Source organism: Cobetia amphilecti (assembly GCF_020217465.1).
Lineage (GTDB): Bacteria > Pseudomonadota > Gammaproteobacteria > Pseudomonadales > Halomonadaceae > Cobetia > Cobetia amphilecti.
In genome coordinates, this window is the sequence record NZ_CP084115.1 from 1,812,995 (window position 1) to 1,828,998 (window position 16,004).

Annotated in this window: 15 protein-coding genes; 13 read left to right on the forward strand and 2 right to left on the reverse strand. The window is 63.5% G+C overall.

Going from position 1 to position 16,004, the window contains the following annotated elements:
- Positions 1-49: 49 nt before the first annotated feature.
- The 6 genes from LCW13_RS07795 (at position 50) to LCW13_RS07820 (ending at position 6,556) form a co-directional block, all read left to right on the forward strand.
- Positions 50-1,156 (forward strand): NADH:flavin oxidoreductase/NADH oxidase, encoded by a 1,107-nt coding sequence (locus LCW13_RS07795; RefSeq protein ID WP_043332817.1) that lies wholly within the window; start codon positions 50-52, stop codon positions 1,154-1,156.
- 434 nt (positions 1,157-1,590) lie between these two features.
- Complete coding sequence (locus LCW13_RS07800) at positions 1,591-2,463, forward strand: DMT family transporter (protein ID WP_209443786.1); 873 nt, start codon at positions 1,591-1,593, stop codon at positions 2,461-2,463.
- A gap of 302 nt (positions 2,464-2,765) precedes the next feature.
- Positions 2,766-3,722: an NAD(P)-dependent oxidoreductase gene (locus LCW13_RS07805; protein ID WP_043332815.1), complete on the forward strand. Its 957-nt coding sequence runs from the start codon at positions 2,766-2,768 to the stop codon at positions 3,720-3,722.
- 108 nt (positions 3,723-3,830) lie between these two features.
- Positions 3,831-4,580 (forward strand): class II aldolase/adducin family protein, encoded by a 750-nt coding sequence (locus tag LCW13_RS07810; protein WP_197738731.1) that lies wholly within the window; start codon positions 3,831-3,833, stop codon positions 4,578-4,580.
- A 114-nt stretch (positions 4,581-4,694) separates the two neighbouring features.
- On the forward strand, positions 4,695-5,369 hold the full coding sequence (locus LCW13_RS07815) for a TetR/AcrR family transcriptional regulator (RefSeq protein WP_225347973.1): 675 nt from the start codon (positions 4,695-4,697) through the stop codon (positions 5,367-5,369).
- 2 nt (positions 5,370-5,371) lie between these two features.
- Positions 5,372-6,556: a pyridoxal phosphate-dependent aminotransferase gene (locus tag LCW13_RS07820; RefSeq protein ID WP_225347974.1), complete on the forward strand. Its 1,185-nt coding sequence runs from the start codon at positions 5,372-5,374 to the stop codon at positions 6,554-6,556.
- Positions 6,557-6,729: 173 nt separating this feature from the next.
- Here the strand turns inward: LCW13_RS07820 and LCW13_RS07825 are convergent, their stop codons facing one another.
- Together LCW13_RS07825 and LCW13_RS07830 are read right to left on the reverse strand one after the other, a co-directional pair.
- Positions 6,730-6,948, reverse strand: coding sequence for a TIGR02450 family Trp-rich protein (locus LCW13_RS07825; protein ID WP_043332808.1), 219 nt, complete (start codon positions 6,946-6,948; stop codon positions 6,730-6,732).
- 123 nt (positions 6,949-7,071) lie between these two features.
- Positions 7,072-7,977 (reverse strand): LysR family transcriptional regulator, encoded by a 906-nt coding sequence (locus LCW13_RS07830; protein ID WP_043332806.1) that lies wholly within the window; start codon positions 7,975-7,977, stop codon positions 7,072-7,074.
- Positions 7,978-8,376: 399 nt separating this feature from the next.
- Here LCW13_RS07830 and cuyA point away from each other — a divergent pair, with 399 nt between their 5' ends.
- The 7 genes from cuyA to cuyB all read left to right on the forward strand — a co-directional run bounded on the left by cuyA (position 8,377) and on the right by cuyB (position 15,999).
- Complete coding sequence (cuyA, locus tag LCW13_RS07835) at positions 8,377-9,390, forward strand: D-cysteate sulfo-lyase (RefSeq protein ID WP_054556003.1); 1,014 nt, start codon at positions 8,377-8,379, stop codon at positions 9,388-9,390.
- A gap of 128 nt (positions 9,391-9,518) precedes the next feature.
- On the forward strand, positions 9,519-10,835 hold the full coding sequence (gene hisD / locus LCW13_RS07840; RefSeq protein ID WP_153635637.1) for a histidinol dehydrogenase: 1,317 nt from the start codon (positions 9,519-9,521) through the stop codon (positions 10,833-10,835).
- 9 nt (positions 10,836-10,844) lie between these two features.
- Positions 10,845-12,053 carry a DegT/DnrJ/EryC1/StrS family aminotransferase gene (locus LCW13_RS07845; protein WP_153635638.1) on the forward strand — a complete coding sequence of 403 codons (1,209 nt, stop codon included), beginning with the start codon at positions 10,845-10,847 and terminating at the stop codon, positions 12,051-12,053.
- Between the two features lie 168 nt (positions 12,054-12,221).
- Positions 12,222-13,160 (forward strand): TRAP transporter substrate-binding protein, encoded by a 939-nt coding sequence (locus tag LCW13_RS07850; protein WP_213114127.1) that lies wholly within the window; start codon positions 12,222-12,224, stop codon positions 13,158-13,160.
- A gap of 135 nt (positions 13,161-13,295) precedes the next feature.
- Entirely contained in the window at positions 13,296-13,853 is a 558-nt protein-coding gene (locus LCW13_RS07855; RefSeq protein WP_153635640.1) for a TRAP transporter small permease, read from the forward strand.
- Between the two features lie 4 nt (positions 13,854-13,857).
- Positions 13,858-15,138, forward strand: coding sequence for a TRAP transporter large permease (locus LCW13_RS07860; protein ID WP_043332797.1), 1,281 nt, complete (start codon positions 13,858-13,860; stop codon positions 15,136-15,138).
- 141 nt (positions 15,139-15,279) lie between these two features.
- Positions 15,280-15,999, forward strand: a complete 720-nt coding sequence (gene cuyB / locus LCW13_RS07865; RefSeq protein WP_225347975.1) for a cysteate racemase — start codon at positions 15,280-15,282, stop codon at positions 15,997-15,999.
- Positions 16,000-16,004: the final 5 nt, after the last annotated feature.

A 16,004-nucleotide genomic window follows, 5' to 3' on the forward strand; every position in this document is an offset into this window, starting at 1 on the left:
CGCGCCTGCGCCTTGCCGAACCCGCCCTGTCTGCCTCCAGAGGAACTCCATGTCCACACTGTTTTCACCTCTCACCCTCGGCCCGCTCACGCTGGACAATCGCATCATCATCGCGCCCATGTGTCAGTACTCCGCCGAGGAGGGCCAGATGCAGGCCTGGCATGATCAGCATCTTGGCAATCTCGCCCAGTCCGGAGCTGGGCTTCTGATCTTCGAAGCCAGCGCCGTTGCCCCGGAAGGGCGCATCACCCATGGCGATGTCGGACTCTACGATGAGGCATGCCAGCAAGCCATGCAGGGAGTTGTCGAGCGTATCCGCCGCTATTCACCGATGCCGCTGGCGGTGCAGATCGGTCATGCGGGACGCAAGGCATCCTGCCAGAAGCCCTGGGAGGGCGGTGCTGCCATCGCGCCCGGCAACGACAATGGCTGGCAGGTACTTGCCCCCAGCGCGATTCCCTTCAGCGAAGGCGGGCCGCTCCCCGAGTCGATGAGTGGCGAGCAGATCCGCCGCACCATCGCGGACTTCGTGGCGGCGGCACAGCGCGCCGTCGACATCGGCCTGGACGGCATCGAGCTGCATGCGGCGCATGGTTATCTGCTGCACGAATTCCTGTCGCCGTTGAGCAATCAGCGCGACGATGACTACGGTGGCTCACTCGAGAACCGCATGCGTCTGACGCTAGAGGTCTTTGACGCCGTGCGGGCCGCGATCCCGCAGTACGTGATGCTGGGCATCCGGATCAGCGCGACGGACTGGGTCGAGGGCGGCTGGGACCTCGAGCAGAGCATCGAACTTGCCAAGGCGCTGGACCGTCGTGGCTGCCACTATCTGCATGTCTCCAGTGGCGGGCTCAGCGCGCAGCAGCAGATTCCGGTAGCGCCCAACTATCAGGTGCCGCACGCCGAGGCCCTGAAGGCGCAGGTGAAGATGCCGGTGATTGCCGTTGGCCTGATCACCGAGCCGCAGCAGGCCGAAGACCTGCTGGCAAACGAGCGTGCCGATGCCATCGCGCTGGCGCGTGGCATCCTCTACGACCCGCGCTGGCCGTGGCACGCGGCCGCTGCGCTGGGTGACACCGTCAAGGCTGCGCCCCAGTACCTGCGTTGCCAGCCGCATGGCCTGAAGTCGCTGCTGGAGAATCAACAGGACTGAGCCGTGTGAAGAGACATTGAGGATTGACGCCCGCGTTCACGAGCTCCCGCTCGCTGATCGCGGGCGTCTTGCTGTGCGAGGCTTGCCGTGAAGTTCTGGCTTTCCTTGACGTTCAGATTCGAGCGCGCCGGGCGCCTGACGCCATATCTTTCGTCTAACAAGAGCGCTGCCAGCGCATCACTCGAGTGCCGGATAGCGTGGCCTTGCGCCATCATGGGGGGTTCTGAAACGCGTCTTTGCGGCAATCGCGCCTGTTTCTCCTCACGCGCAGGGTGCAAGACTTGATGGCGTGATGGTGGGACGATGCCACCGATGATCAAGCGGACCCGCTGCCTGCCGTGGGGTGATGTTGCAGCGCGATACGCGCTTGATCCTGGCCGCCAGACCGTCTGGTGAATGTGACTTGAAAGACCAAGGGGGCGTGAGTGGACAATATGCGTGGTAGTGTTTTCATGGTCATCGCGATGGCAGCATTCGCGGTGGAGGATCTGTTGTTCAAGTTGGCGGCGGGGCATACCTCGACCGGTATCACCCTGATGCTGTTCGGTCTCGGCGGCATGCTGGTCTTCATGCTGTTGACCTGCCTGCGCGGTGAGTCCCTCATGCCTGCGGCGATCTTCTCGCGTCCGATTCTGGTGCGTGTCATCTGTGAAATCATCGCCCGCAGCAGCTTCGCCCTCGCCATCACCCTGATGCCGCTTTCCACTGCCTCCACCATCCTGCAGGCGACGCCGCTGGTCGTGGTGGCCGGGGCGGCACTGTTCTTCGGGGAGCGCGTCAGCCGCAAGCGCTGGCTGGCAATCGGTGTCGGCTTCATTGGCGTGCTGCTGATCGTGCGCCCAGGCCTCGACAGCTTCAACATGACCTCACTGTTTGCGGTGATCAGCACGATCGGCTTCGCCGGACGGGACCTGGCGACGCGCGGCGCGCCGGCGTCGTTGTCCAACGTCCAGCTCGGCATCTATGGCTTTCTCGCCCTGATTCCGGCGGGGGGGCTGATCGCTCTCTACCAGCAGACCCCGCTTGCGTATGCGCCCGAGGCGACCTGGCTGATCGTGGGTGCCGTGATACTCGGGGTCATCGCCTACAACGCCTTGACGATTGCCATGCGCAAGGGCGAGGTCTCGGTGGTCACGCCATTTCGCTATACCCGCGTCCTGTTTGCCTTGGCGCTCGGCGTCATGGTGCTGGGGGAAAGCCTCGATGCCATGACCCTGCTGGGCGCCGCCATCGTGGTCGCAAGCGGTATCTACATCGTCACCCAGGGCAAGCAGCGCCCGCCAGTGGCGAAGGTGGCCTCGTTGTGAATCCCCTCGCTGCCATCAGGCTGGCAGCGGCAGGCTGTCATCACCGCTGATGCCAGCTTGCACCATCGACCAGATGACACATGAGAAAGGAGAGGCGCTTGCGCCTCTCCTTTTGTCGTTGTGGCGCGCATGTTTCCTCCAGAACAGTGCGGTGACGGCAACACCCCGTCGATCAAGGCATTGGCAAGGCGATGAGAGAGCAGGGGAGCACGTGACGGTTGGCAGTAGTTATACGAGTGTGTAATAGTGAGGATAAATCCATGGCAACCCACTCGCTGCCAGTCGTGTCACAAGGAGAGCCAATGCCAAGCCAAGCCCCGATTCTGGGTGTCTATCTGAGTGAATCCCTGGACCTGGACAGCGTCTACGGTGAAGCACTGCGCCAGCTGGGCGACGATGTCGTACTGCGTCATCCGCATGAGATCGAGGACCCGAGCGAGGTGCGGTTCGCCATCTGCTGGCAGCCGGGGGAGGACGCCTTCGCGCCGTACCCGAATCTTCGGCTTGCCATGTCGATCGCGGCGGGGGTGGATGCCCTGCTGGGGCATCCGGGGCTCTCGGCCGAGGTTCAGGTCGCACGGGTGCGCGACCCGCATCAGGCGTATCTGATGGCCGGTTTCGCCGCTCACGAGGTACTGCATCGCGAGCGCGAGTTTGCCGTCATGGCCGACAATGCCACGCGTGGCGAATGGCAGCCGTTGGCAATGCGTGCGCCAGAGAAGGCACAGGTGGCAGTGCTGGGCCACGGCAGCATGGGGCGCGCCGTGGTCACTTCGCTGTCGACCCTGGGATTCTCGGTGACGGTCGCCTGTCGCAGCGAACCAGCCGCGCCGGTGTCGGGTGTGCGTTACCTGACCGGTGACGCTGCCGTCATGGCGGCGGCCGACGGTGCCGATTACCTGATCAATATCCTGCCGCTGACCCCGGTGACCGAGAACGTGCTGAATGCTGCCTTGTTTGCTCAACTGCGCCGTGGCGCCTGGCTGGTGCAGATCGGTCGCGGCGAGCACCTGGTGGAAGCGGACCTTGAAGCCGCCCTCGACGCGGGGCAACTGGCAGGCGCGACGCTGGATGTCTTCCGCGAGGAGCCGCTGGCGCCCACTCACCGCTGGTGGCAGGACGCGCGCCTGCGCATCACGCCGCACGTGGCCAGTGACTCGCTCCCCGAGGTGGTGGCCGAACAGGTGGTGGCCACGGCGCGTGAGTTGCGCGATGGCCTGCCGCTCACGCTGGGCGTGGATCGCCAGCGCGGCTATTGAGGCCCGCGTCGCTTGAACCCCGAAGGTGGACGCTTCAATGCCTCTCAAGGCTCAGCCGAGCCTTTCTCGACCCCAGACAGCGACATCGTGACCACAGGAGACAGCAACATGCCGGCATCGACCATGAGTGACGCGGAGTGGCAAGCACGCCTGGACCTGGCGGCCTGCTACCGGTTGGCAGCGCACTATCGCATGACCGACCTGATCTACACCCACATCACCGCGCGGGTGCCGGATGAGGAAGGGCATTTTCTGATCAATCCCTACGGCTGGCGCTGGGAGGAGATCACGGCGTCCTCGCTGGTCAAGATCGACGTCAACGGCCAGAAGGTCGATGACAGCGCCGCGCGGGTCAATCCGGCCGGTTTCACCATTCACTCGGCGATTCATGCGGCAAGTCACTCAGCCAGCTGGATCATGCATACCCATACCCGCGCCGGTGTGGCGGTGTCGAGCCTGGAAGAAGGGCTCTTGCCCCTGAATCAGATCGCCCTGCAGTTCCATGGCCGCGTCTCCTACCACGATTACGAGGGTATCGCGCTGGATCTGGATGAGCGCGAGCGCATCGTGGCGAGCCTTGGCGACAATCCGGCGCTGATCCTGCGCAATCATGGCCTGCTGACCACCGGCGCCTCTGCCGCCGAGATGTTCAACAACATGTTCTATCTCGAGCGCAGCTGCGAGATCCAGGTCGCGACCCTGTCAATGGGCCAGCCGGTGCGCCGCCTCTCGCCCGAGATCTGTGAGCATGTGGTCGGTCAGTACGACATGGCCATCCACGAGGAGGGAGATCTGGCGCTGGAGTGGGAGTCTCATCTGCGACTGCTGGAGAGCCTTGGCTGTGACTATCGTTGCTAAAAGCATCGTCGTTGAAGGGCGAGTCGCAGAAGGCGCCTTTGGTGAAAGCATCGTCGTGGATCAGCCCATCGAGTGTCTGATGCGCGGGACCGCGACCGGACGGGAGACATCACGATGAGTCGCAAGGCCTTCCAGCGGCTTTCCCAGGATCAGCGTCGTCGCGACCTGCTGGAAGCCACCCTGAGCTGTGTCGCGCAGCACGGTCTGGCCGGCGCCAGCGTGCGCCGCGTGGCGGAGGCGGCCGGGGTCTCGCCCGGACTGATTCGCCACCATTTCGGCACCAAGGACGACATGGTGCGGGCCGCCTACGCCTACATGATGGGCCAGCTGACCTCCGATATCGCCGATGCCAGCCCGGCCAGTGATGAATCCCCGGCGTGTCGTCTGGCGCGCTTCATCGCGGCGAGTCTCACGCAGCCCAACCTGGCCGCCCACAAGATCTCCCTGTGGGCGACCTTCATTGGCCGGGTGCGCCACGATGCCAGCTATTCGGCGGTGCACCAGGAAACCTATCGCGAGTTTCTCGATCTGCTCGCACAGCTGGTCCAGCCGGTGTTGAGTGCCCACGCGCTGCCCGCCACCGAGAGCGAATGTCAGGAGCAGGCGATCGCCCTCAATGGCTTGATCGATGGCCTATGGCTGGAAGGCGGGCTGGAACATGGCCTCTATCCGGTCGAGCGGCTGCCCGCGATCGCCATGCGGGCGGCAGAGGGCATTCTGCGGCTGCCACAGGGCACCTTGCTTGAGCACGTCGCTATCACGACATCACCCCCACCTCACAGGAGTTGAGCATGCGCTACGCCACCATTACCGAACGACTGAGTGATCTGGGCGGTGACAAATGGGCCGTTCACAGCGCTGCCCGCCAGCGTATCCAGGCCGGCGAGCCGATCATCGAGCTGACTATCGGCGAGCCGGATATCGCCACGCATCCGGCCCTGGTCGAGCACTGTGTCGAGGCGCTGCGCGCTGGCCGTACACGCTACTCCGATGGCCGTGGTGAGCCGGGGCTGGTCGCGGCACTGGCCGAGCGCTACGCCGCGCGCATGCCCGAGATCAGCGCTGACAACGTGCTGTGTTTCCCCGGCACGCAGACGGCGCTGTTCGCGGTGATGCTGGCATTGGTGGAGGAGGGGGCCGGCGTGCTGACCGGCGACCCCTACTACGCCACCTATGAGGGCGTGATCCGCGGCGCCGGCGGTGACCTGCAGCCGGTACCGCTGCGCATGGAGCATGGCTTCGTGTTGCAGCCACGGGATCTGGCCGGGGCCATCACGCCGCAGAGCCGTGTGTTGCTGCTCAATACCCCGCACAACCCGACCGGGGCGGTGATGGACCGGGCGACCCTCGAGCACATCGGCGCGCTATGTCGCGAGCATGATCTGTGGATCGTCTGCGATGAGGTCTATGAAGCGCTGATCTTCACGGGCGAATTCGTCTCGCCGCTGGAAATCGAGGTACTGCGTGAGCGCACCGTGGTGGTGTCCTCCATCTCCAAGAGTCACGCTGCCACCGGTTTTCGCAGTGGCTGGGCCATCGGCTCGGCGGAATTCTGCCGTCGGCTGTTGCCTGTCTCGGAAACCATGCTGTTCGGCAACCAGCCCTTCATCGCCGACATGACCGAGGCCGCGCTGCGCGGGGATTTCGATACCACCGAGCGTCTGCGCGACTCTCTCGGGCGCCGCGCGCGTCTGGTGCATGAGGCGCTGGCGGCCATCCCGCAGCTGTCCTCCAGCCTGCCCCAGGGCGGCATGTTCCTGATGGTCGATGTCTCACGCACCGGCCTGGACGGTGAGCAATTCGCCTGGCGGCTGCTGGAACAGCAGCAGGTGGCGGTAATGCCCGGCAGCGTCTTCGGCGATTGCGGTACGCCGCTGGTACGTGTCGCCCTGACCGTGCCGGACGACAGCCTGCTGGAAGCGGTGCAGCGCATGGCGCGGCTGTGTGACCAGCTGGAAGCCGAGGTCGTGGCCTGAGATCTTTTCTCAGCGCCTTGCGGTCAGTCTCAAGGCCAGCCAAGGTCAGCCAAGGCCAGACAAGATCAGGCTTCAATCCGTCTCATCCTCTGTTGCGTAGACGCAGAAACGCCGCCCTCGGGCGGCGTTTCTGCGTTCAGCGATGCTCATGTCAGGTCCTCATTTCCAGCCCGTCATTTCCAGCCCATCTGCCAGACATCATCTGCCTTGAGCTCGCGCCAGGCGAGGGTGTAATCCCTGCGGGTCAGCACCGCCTGCAACACGACCTCGACCACATGTTCGTCCTGCTCATCGCGAATCAGGCGCGTGACGATGAAATGGCGCTCACGCTCCCGGGGCGACACGGCGGTCCATTTGCTCTGCAACAGCTTGTCGGGGTTGATGCGATTCATGCTGGTTCCTCAAGAAACGGTTGGCAGCTGCGTGCTGGTCAAGTCAGTGCCAGCCCAGTCAGTGCTGGTCCAGTCAGGGCTGCTCGAGTCAGTGCTCGGCAGACAGGTGAGCGCCAGGTGGGCTTACACCGAGGGTGGGCTCTCGTTGAGCAGTTGCCACAGCGACTCGGTCGCCGCGCTGTGCTTGCCACGGCGACAATAGCAGGCCACCTCGAGGGTCGGGCCGCCCAGATCATCCAATAGCGAGACCAGTCTGCCGCTCTCCAGATCATCCTCGATCAGGCCGTGGGGCAGCCAACCGACCCCCAATCCGGCCATCACCAGTTCACGAATGCCCAGCGTGAAGGACGTCTCGCAGATGATGTCGATGTCCTGGGCGCGCTGCAGGTCCATCAGGTAGGGCGAGGCCAGAATCTGGCCCAGAAAACTCTCCGGATCATAGGCGATCAAGGGCAGGCGCTGGTCACTGCGCGGCAGGTGCAGGGGGCGCCCCTGGGCGTCCGGAGCACACACCGGCAGCAGCCGCTCCAGCCCCAGCGAGATGCGCTGGGTGTCGCCGTTGTCATCGAAGATCGGTGCCCCCTGCAGTTCGGAGCACAGCAGCAGGTCTGCCTGGTCATGCTCGAACAGTTGCAGGCATTCGCTGCGATCCAGTGATTTCACCTGCAGTCCGGCTTCGGGGGAGTTGTGCCGGAAATAGCGCAGCAACCGCGGCAGATAGCTGACGGTGAGGGTGTGCTGGGTGGTGATGATCGCCTTCGGCCCCTGGCGGGCCTCGCTGCGCAGGCGGCTGCGCAGCGTGTAGAGACGCGCCAGCCATTCCCGCATTTCCTGCTCATATTCCAGCGCGTGCTCGGTAAGGATCATGCGCTGCGACTGACGATAGACCAGCTCGACGCCCAGCCACTCTTCCAATTGCCGTATCCGGCGCGAGAAGGCGGGTTGCGTCACGTTGCGTCGCTCGGCTGCCAGCGAGAAGGTTCCGGCCTCGATCAATGCGAGAAAGTCTTCGATCCATTCGATCTTCATGCGTCGCCTGAGGAGATGTCGGTTGTTGTTGGAGGTCGGCCATCATGCACCGAGTGCTTGTTGGGGTGAAGCCCGCACGCACACCCCCGGAGCATGGACCATCCATGGTTCGTCAATGGTGGGGCAGCGCCGAAGGGCCAGGGGCCACAGGCAATGGATATGACTGCCGGTCGGCGTTGCGGGCATGACGATCTTCTGGATGCCTTCATCGGGCCAGAGCAAAGATCTGGTCATGCAGAAAAGTAACAAACTTTGAGAAACATGGCATTGGGACTGGCGAGAATCGCGGCTTACTGTTGAGAAGACCGCTCGGCGGCGTGCCGGAGTGATGTCACACATTCGACGAACGTCGTTATGAGAGTAACCCCTATGACAACAATGACTCGCCTGGAGGCTCGTATGCATCTGTCCCGTTTTCCCCGTGTTCGCCTTGGTCACCTCTCGACTCCGCTGGAGCCGATGGACAACCTGAGCAAGCTGTTGGGTGGGCCGCGTCTCTGGATCAAACGTGATGACTGCACCGGGCTTTCCACCGGTGGCAACAAGACCCGCAAGCTGGAATTCCTGATGGCGGACGCGCTGGAGCAGGGCGCCGACACCATCATCACCCAGGGCGCTACCCAGTCCAACCATGCGCGTCAGACCGCTGCCGCTGCCTGCAAGCTGGGCCTTGAGTGCCACATCCTGCTGGAAGACCGTACCGGCAGCGACGACCGCAGCTACAACTACAACGGCAACGTCTTCCTCGACCAGCTGCATGGCGCGACGGTCGCCAAGCGTGAAGGCGGTGCCGACATGGCCGCCGAGATGGAAGCGCTGGCCGACAAGCTGATCGGCAAGGGCAAGAAGCCCTACATCATCCCGGGTGGCGGCTCCAACGAGATCGGCGCGCTGGGTTACGTGAATGCCGCCCTCGAACTACTGTCCCAGGCCAACGACATGGGCCTCAAGATCGATCACCTCGTGCACGCCACCGGCAGCGCCGGGACCCAGGCGGGTCTGGTGACGGGCCTGACCGCCTGCAACTCCGGCATTCCGGTGCTCGGCATCGGCGTGCGGGCCCCGAAGGACAAGCAGGAAGGCAATGTCTTCGCGCTGGCACAGAAGACCGAAGCCAAGCTGGGCCTGTCTGATGTGGTCAAGCGTGAAGATGTCGTCGCCAACTGCGATTACGTCGGTGAAGGCTACGGCATTCCGACCGAAAGCATGGTCGAGGCCGTCACGCTGCTGGCTCAGCAGGAAGGCATCCTGCTGGACCCGGTCTACTCCGGCAAGGGCATGGCCGGTCTGATCGACCTGGTGCGCAAGGGGCACTTCAAGGAAGGCGAGAACGTGGTCTTCCTGCACACCGGCGGTGCCGTGGCTCTGTTCGGCTACCCGGATGCCTTCAACTTCGCGGATTACCAGGCCTGATAGCGTTTGCGGCCAGTGATGCGTCCCGCCTGTCGACAGCGGCGTGACTGACGCATCCCGTAACGACACGCTCCCCGGCCCAGCTGGCAGGGGAGCGTGATGATCACAGCAGTTTTCGGGGAATCACAATGACAATCAGACACCTCAAGCTGGCTGAAGCAGCCGACGGCGTGGCAGAGGAAGATCAGCGCACCACGGCCATCGTCCAGGACATGCTGCAGGACATTCGCTCGCGTGGTGAAGACGCCGTGCGCATGTATGCCGAGAAGTTCGACAACTGGAGCGGCGATTTCGTCCTCAGCGAGGAAAAGCTGGCCACGCTGATCGAAAGCGTGCCGCAGAGCGTCAAGGACGATATCGATTTCGCCCATCGCCAGATCCGTCGTTTCGCCGAAGCGCAGCGCGACAGCCTGACATCCTTCGAGATCGAGACCGAGCCGGGTGTCGTGCTGGGGCAGCGCGTGCTGCCCATCGATGCCGCGGGTTGCTACGTGCCGGGCGGACGCTACGCGCATGCCGCCTCGGCGCTGATGAGCGTCGCCACGGCCAAGGCCGCCGGCGTCAAGTACATCACAGCCTGTTCGCCACCGCGCGGTGACAGCATCAATCCGGCGGTGGCCTACGCCATGCATGTGGCCGGTGCCGACCGCATCCTGGAGATGGGCGGCGTTCACGCGGTCGCCAGCATGGCCTTCGGCCTGTTCGGCGGGCGCGAAGCCGACATCCTCGTCGGCCCGGGCAACGCCTTCGTGGCTGAAGCCAAGCGCCTGCTGTTCGGGCAGGTCGGCATCGACGTCTTCGCCGGCCCCACCGAATCGGCGGTGATCGCCGATCACACCGCAGACCCGATGACCATCGCGGTGGATCTCGTCTCCCAGGCGGAGCACGGCCCGAACTCACCGGTCTGGCTGTTCACCACCAGTGAAGAGGTCGCGCGCCGCGTCATCGAGCTGGTGCCGCTGGTCGGCAACGACATGCCCAACGCCGAGGTCATCCACGCCGCCTGGCGCGACTACGGCGAAGTCATCCTGTGCGACACCCGCGAAGAAGTGGTCCAGGTCAGTGATCAGTACGCCTGCGAACACCTGCAGGTGCTGTGTGAGGACCTTGAATGGTGGAAGCAGAACCTCAGCAACTACGGCTCTCTGTTCCTGGGCGAAGGCAGCACCGTCACCCACGGTGACAAGTGTTCCGGCACCAACCACATCCTGCCGACCAAGCGCGCCGGTCGCTACTCCGGCGGTCTTAATGTCCACAAGTTCATGAAGGTACTGACCACGCAACAGCTCAGTGCCGAAGCCAACCTCAAGTTCAGTGCCATCGGTTCGCGCATCTCGCGCACCGAAGGGATGGAAGGCCATGCGCGTGCCTGTGACTGGCGCCTCACCAAATACTTCCCCGAGCAGGATTGGGATTTCCCCGTCTATGCCCAGAAGCGTTATTGAGGAGGCCACATGCGTCGTTTTGCCAAGTCATTCACCCAGCAGGAAGCCATCTCCGACACCGCCATCGAGGCTGCCGTTGCCGTGATGCGCAGTGGTCGCCTGCATCGCTACAACCTGGCGGAAGGCGAGCAGGGCGAAACGGCGCTGCTGGAACAGGAATTCGCGGCGAGTCTGGGCATTCCCCATGCGCTGGCCTGTGCCTCCGGCGGCTATGCCCTGCAGCTGGCGCTGCGCGCCTGTGGACTCGAGGCCGGTGACAAGGTGCTGTGCAACGCCTTCACCCTGTCCCCGGTGCCCGGCAGCATCGTCGCCGCCGGTGGCGAGCCGGTGCTGGTGGACATCCTCGAGGACACCACGGTCGATCCGGAGGATCTGGCACGCGCGGCCGATCAGAGCGGGGCCCGCTTCTTCATGCTCTCGCACATGCGCGGCCATATCGGCGACATGCACGCGATCATGCAGGTCTGCGACAGCCGCGGCATCACGGTGATCGAGGATTGCGCGCATACCATGGGCGCGAGCTACGACGGCAAGCCCAGCGGCACCTTCGGCAAGGTCGGCTGCTACAGCACCCAGACCTACAAGCACGTCAATTCCGGTGAGGGTGGCCTGCTGGCGACCGCCGATGACGAGGTGATGCGACGCGCCATCATCCTGTCGGGCTCTTACATGCTGTACGACCGCCACCTGGCGGCGCCGGCCGCGGAGAGCTTCGCTGAGGCGCGCCTGCAGACCCCCAACATGAGTGGTCGCATGGACAATCTGCGTGCCGCCATCCTGCGCCCGCAACTGGGGGAGCTGGCAGAGCGTCGTGAGCGCTGGAATGCCCTCTATGCCCGCATGCAGGACCGGCTCGCGGCCATGGAGGGCGTCACGCCCATCCTGCGTGGCCCGCTGGAAGGCTACGTCGGAAGCTCCATCCAGTTCACGCTGGCGCAGTGCTCCCACGAGCAGATCGCCGCCTTCATCACAGGCTGTGAAGCGCGTGGGCTGCCGGTGAAATGGTACGGCAAGCCGCTGCCGGAGGATTACACCAGCCGCTACGACAGCTGGGCCTATCTGGGCAGCCATCGTGCAGTGCCCAATGCCGACCGGGTGCTGGCGACGCTGTGTGATCTGCGTCTCCCGCTGACCTTTGACGTGCAGGACTGTGAGGTCATCGCGGACTTGATCCTGGACGCTCTGCACAGTGCACGACCTGTCTCGACCGTCGCGTGACTATGCCCGGCGGCAGCACGTGACGGGGATGAACCCATAACGATAACGCTTTGAAAGCCACATGATCTTCAATCCGCATGTCCTGATGACAGGCCATGCGGACCCGCAACCAGTGGAGTAATAACAATGTTCAATAAAGCTCTCTTGGCAACCGCAGTGATGTTGGCGATGTCAGCGACCGCTCAGGCGAAGACCTTCAAGGTCGGCATGGGCGATCCGATGGATTCGGATCAGGGCGCGCTTGCACAGCGCTTCGAGGAACTGGTCGAGGACCTTTCCGATGGCGAGATGCAGGTGGAGTTGTTCCCGGGCGGTCAGCTGGGCTCCGAGACCGGCATGATCCAGGACACGCGCATCGGCAAGCTGGACTTCGCGCTGATCGGCGTCGGCAATCTGACGCCCTACGCGCCGCGCCTCGGCGCGCTCACCATGCCCTATGCACTGCGTAGCCATGCGGATGCCGTCAAGGCCACCACCGGCCCGCTGGCGGATGAATGGAACCAGATCGCCGAGAAACAGGCCGGCGTCCACATCGTCAGCTGGCTGTATTCCAACTTCCGTTATCTGACCAACTCCAAGCGTCCGGTGACGTCGCTGGAAGACCTTGAAGGCATGAAGATCCGTGTGCCGCAGAACAAGATCATGCTCGCCACCTATCAGGCCTGGGGCGCCAGCCCGATCAGCATGTCGTGGCCGGAAGTCTTCACCGGTCTGCAGCAGGGCGTGATCGATGGCCAGGACAACCCGGACATCGTCAACTACACGATGAAGTTCCAGGAAGTGCAGAAGTATCTGACCGAGGTCCACTACCAGTACTCCCTGCAGCCGATCGTCATGGGGGTGCGTACCTACAACAAGCTCTCTGACGAGGAGCGCGAGATCATCGATCGCGCCGGCCTGGAAGCCCAGCTCTATGCGCTTCAATTCCAGCTGACCGAGGCCTCTCAGGCGCGTGCTGCCATGGAAGCTGAAGGGGTGCAGTCCGCCCAGCTGACCGACGAGGACAAGTGGATCAGCATTGCCAAGGAAGAAGTCTGGCCGCAGTTCTATGAAGAGATCGGCGGCAAGGAATCCTTCGACGAATTGCAGAAAGCATTGGGCCACTGAGCCCGAGTGGGCGGGGTCGCTCGCGGCGTCAGCGTGAATGACGTCTGAGTGACCCCCGCTGCGTTCAATGCTATCGAGCAGGGATACCAGACAGTGCTGGTATCCCTCTCACAGTTCATCGTGAAGGAGGCTCGCATGTTGGCCAGATTGAACAATATCGAGGATTACGCCTGCCGCTTTCTGCTCGCGGTCTTCGTACTCCTGCTGTTTTCCCAAGTGGTATTGCGTGTCGTGTTCGGTATCGGCATGGCATGGATGGAAGAGCTGGCACGCTACGCCTTCGTCTGGTTCGTCTTCCTGGGGGCTGCGCACGCGGCTCACCTGAGTGCCCACAATCGGCTGCAGACCCATATCAATCTGCTGCCGCGCAAGGTGGCCAACGCCATCCTGCTGTTCGTCGACCTCATCTGGGCGCTCTTCAGCCTGATCATCGCCTACAAGAGCCTGGATCTGATCGGGCTTCTCACCGAGTTTCCCTATGAGTCACCGGCGCTCGGCTGGTCACTCGCCTACGTCTATTACATCTTCCCCGTGGCCTTCACCTTGATGGCCTTTCGCGTAGTGCAGGTGCAGTTCCTCAAGCTGGTCAGAGGCATCGAGCCCGGCAACGTGGACGACGAGGAAGTGAAGCGCATCACGGAAGCGGCCCCGGATGCCGCCGATGACACCCGCACCGCCAAGATGGGAGGCTGATGCCATGGCCGCGACTATTCTGTTCTCTCTGTTCGGTGCACTGCTGTTTCTGGGCTCACCCATCGTCGTTGCCCTTGGGGTGGCGTCCATGGCGGTCTATGTCGTCAGTGGTGATGACATCACCTCGCTGGTGGAGCTGGCGTTCTCGGCGATCAACTCCTTCCCGCTGATGGCACTGCCGTCCTTCATTCTGGCGGGCGCCCTGATGGGCGACGCCGGCATCGCGCGGCGTCTGATTCGTATCGCTGAAGAGCTGGCGGGCCCGGCCGCAGGTGGCCTGGGGGCGGCGGCGGTGATGGCCTGCATGTTCTTCGGTGCCATTTCCGGCTCGGGGCCGGCGACCACGGCGGCCGTGGGCATGCTGGTGATCCCGGCGATGATCGAACGTGGCTACGGCCGCAGCTATCCGGCGGCGATCACCGCCACCGCTGGCGGACTGGGCGTCGTGATTCCGCCCAGCATGCCGTTGGTCATCTACGGGGTGACCGCCAACGAGTCGATCTCGGCGCTGTTCATGGCGGGTGTCATCCCGGGCATCATGCTGGGGGCGGCCCTGATGATCGCCAACTACATCACCGCCAAGCGCAACGGCTATCAGGCCCAGGGCGAGCCGTACGACAAGGCGCGTGTCTTCAAGGTGCTCAAGGAAGGCTTCTGGTCACTGATGGCACCGGTGGTCATCCTCGGCGGCATCTACAGCGGCCTCTTCACACCGACCGAAGCCGCCGTCGTCTCGATCTTCTATGCGCTGTTCGTCGGTGTCTTCATTCACAAGGAGTCCTCGCTGCTGGGCTTGAATGAAGCCTTCCAGAACACGACCTGGCTGACCGGTCGCGTGCTGATCATCATGTTCACCGCCACCGCCTTCGGTCGCATCCTGGTGGAGCACCACATTCCGGCCATGATCGCCCAGGGCATCCTCAACATCACCGACAGCCTGTGGCTGGTGTGGGTGCTGGTGATCGCCTTCCTGCTGATCGTCGGCATGTTCATCGAGATTCTGGCCACCATCATGATCGTCACGCCAGTGTTGCTGCCGGTGATGGTGGAGCTGGGCGTCGACCCGGTGCACTTCGGGATCGTGCTGGTGGTGAGTCTCGGGATCGGCTTCTCGACCCCGCCGCTGGGCGAGAACATGTTCATCAGCTCCAGCATCGCCAATGTGTCCATCGAGAAGATCTCGGTGCGGGCGCTGCCGCTGGTCGGCACCATGGTGCTGATCGCCTTGCTGCTGGCCTTCGTGCCGCAGCTGACGATGTGGCTGCCGGACATGATGGGCTTCTAGCGGCGCAGCGGAGGGCTGTGGCTCGTAAACACAGCCCTTCGTGAACAGTGCCTCATGAAACAGTTTCTCGAGAGGATGCCGGCCACGTCGCCATCCTCTCGAGCCTTGATCTTCAGTGAGAGTTTTGTCGGAGAACGACCAATGAGCAGCTCGCATGACGCCTCGGGCGCAGAACATATCGTCGTGGGCGTGTTGGGCGGCATGGGGCCGGATGCCACGGTGGCCTTCATGCAGCAGGTGATCCAGGCCACACCGGCCGAGGATGACATCGACCATGTACACATGGTGGTCGACAACAATCCCAAGGTGCCGTCGCGCATCAAGGCTCTGCTGGAAGGGGGCGATGTCTCTCCGGGGCCTGCCATCGCGGAAATGGCCCAGCGACTGGAGCAGTCCGGGTGTGATTTTCTGGTCATGCCCTGCAACACCGCCCACTACTACTGGCAGGATGCGCAGGACGCCGTCTCGATTCCGGTGTGGCATATCGTCGAGCGCACCCTGGACCGGGTGGCGGCGCAGTGGCCGGGCGCACGTGTCGGCATGCTGTGTTCCCCGGCACTGCGCAAGATTGGCCTTTACGAAGGCTTCATCGCGACGCGTGGCCTGTCGCTGGCCTATCCCCAGGATGAGGACGCGATGCTGGAGGTGATCCGCAGCGTCAAGAAAGGCCAGGTGAGTGATGACGCCGTCGGGGGAGCCTTCCGTCAGGCAGCTGCTGACCTGGTGGCGCAGAAAGCCGATGTGCTGGTGCTGGCCTGCACCGAGCTCTCCATTATCAGCCATCTGCTCGATGACCGGCTGCCGATCGTGGATTCCGTCGAAGCGCTGGCCGTCAGCGTGGCACAGGCGGCCACTCAGTAAGCGAC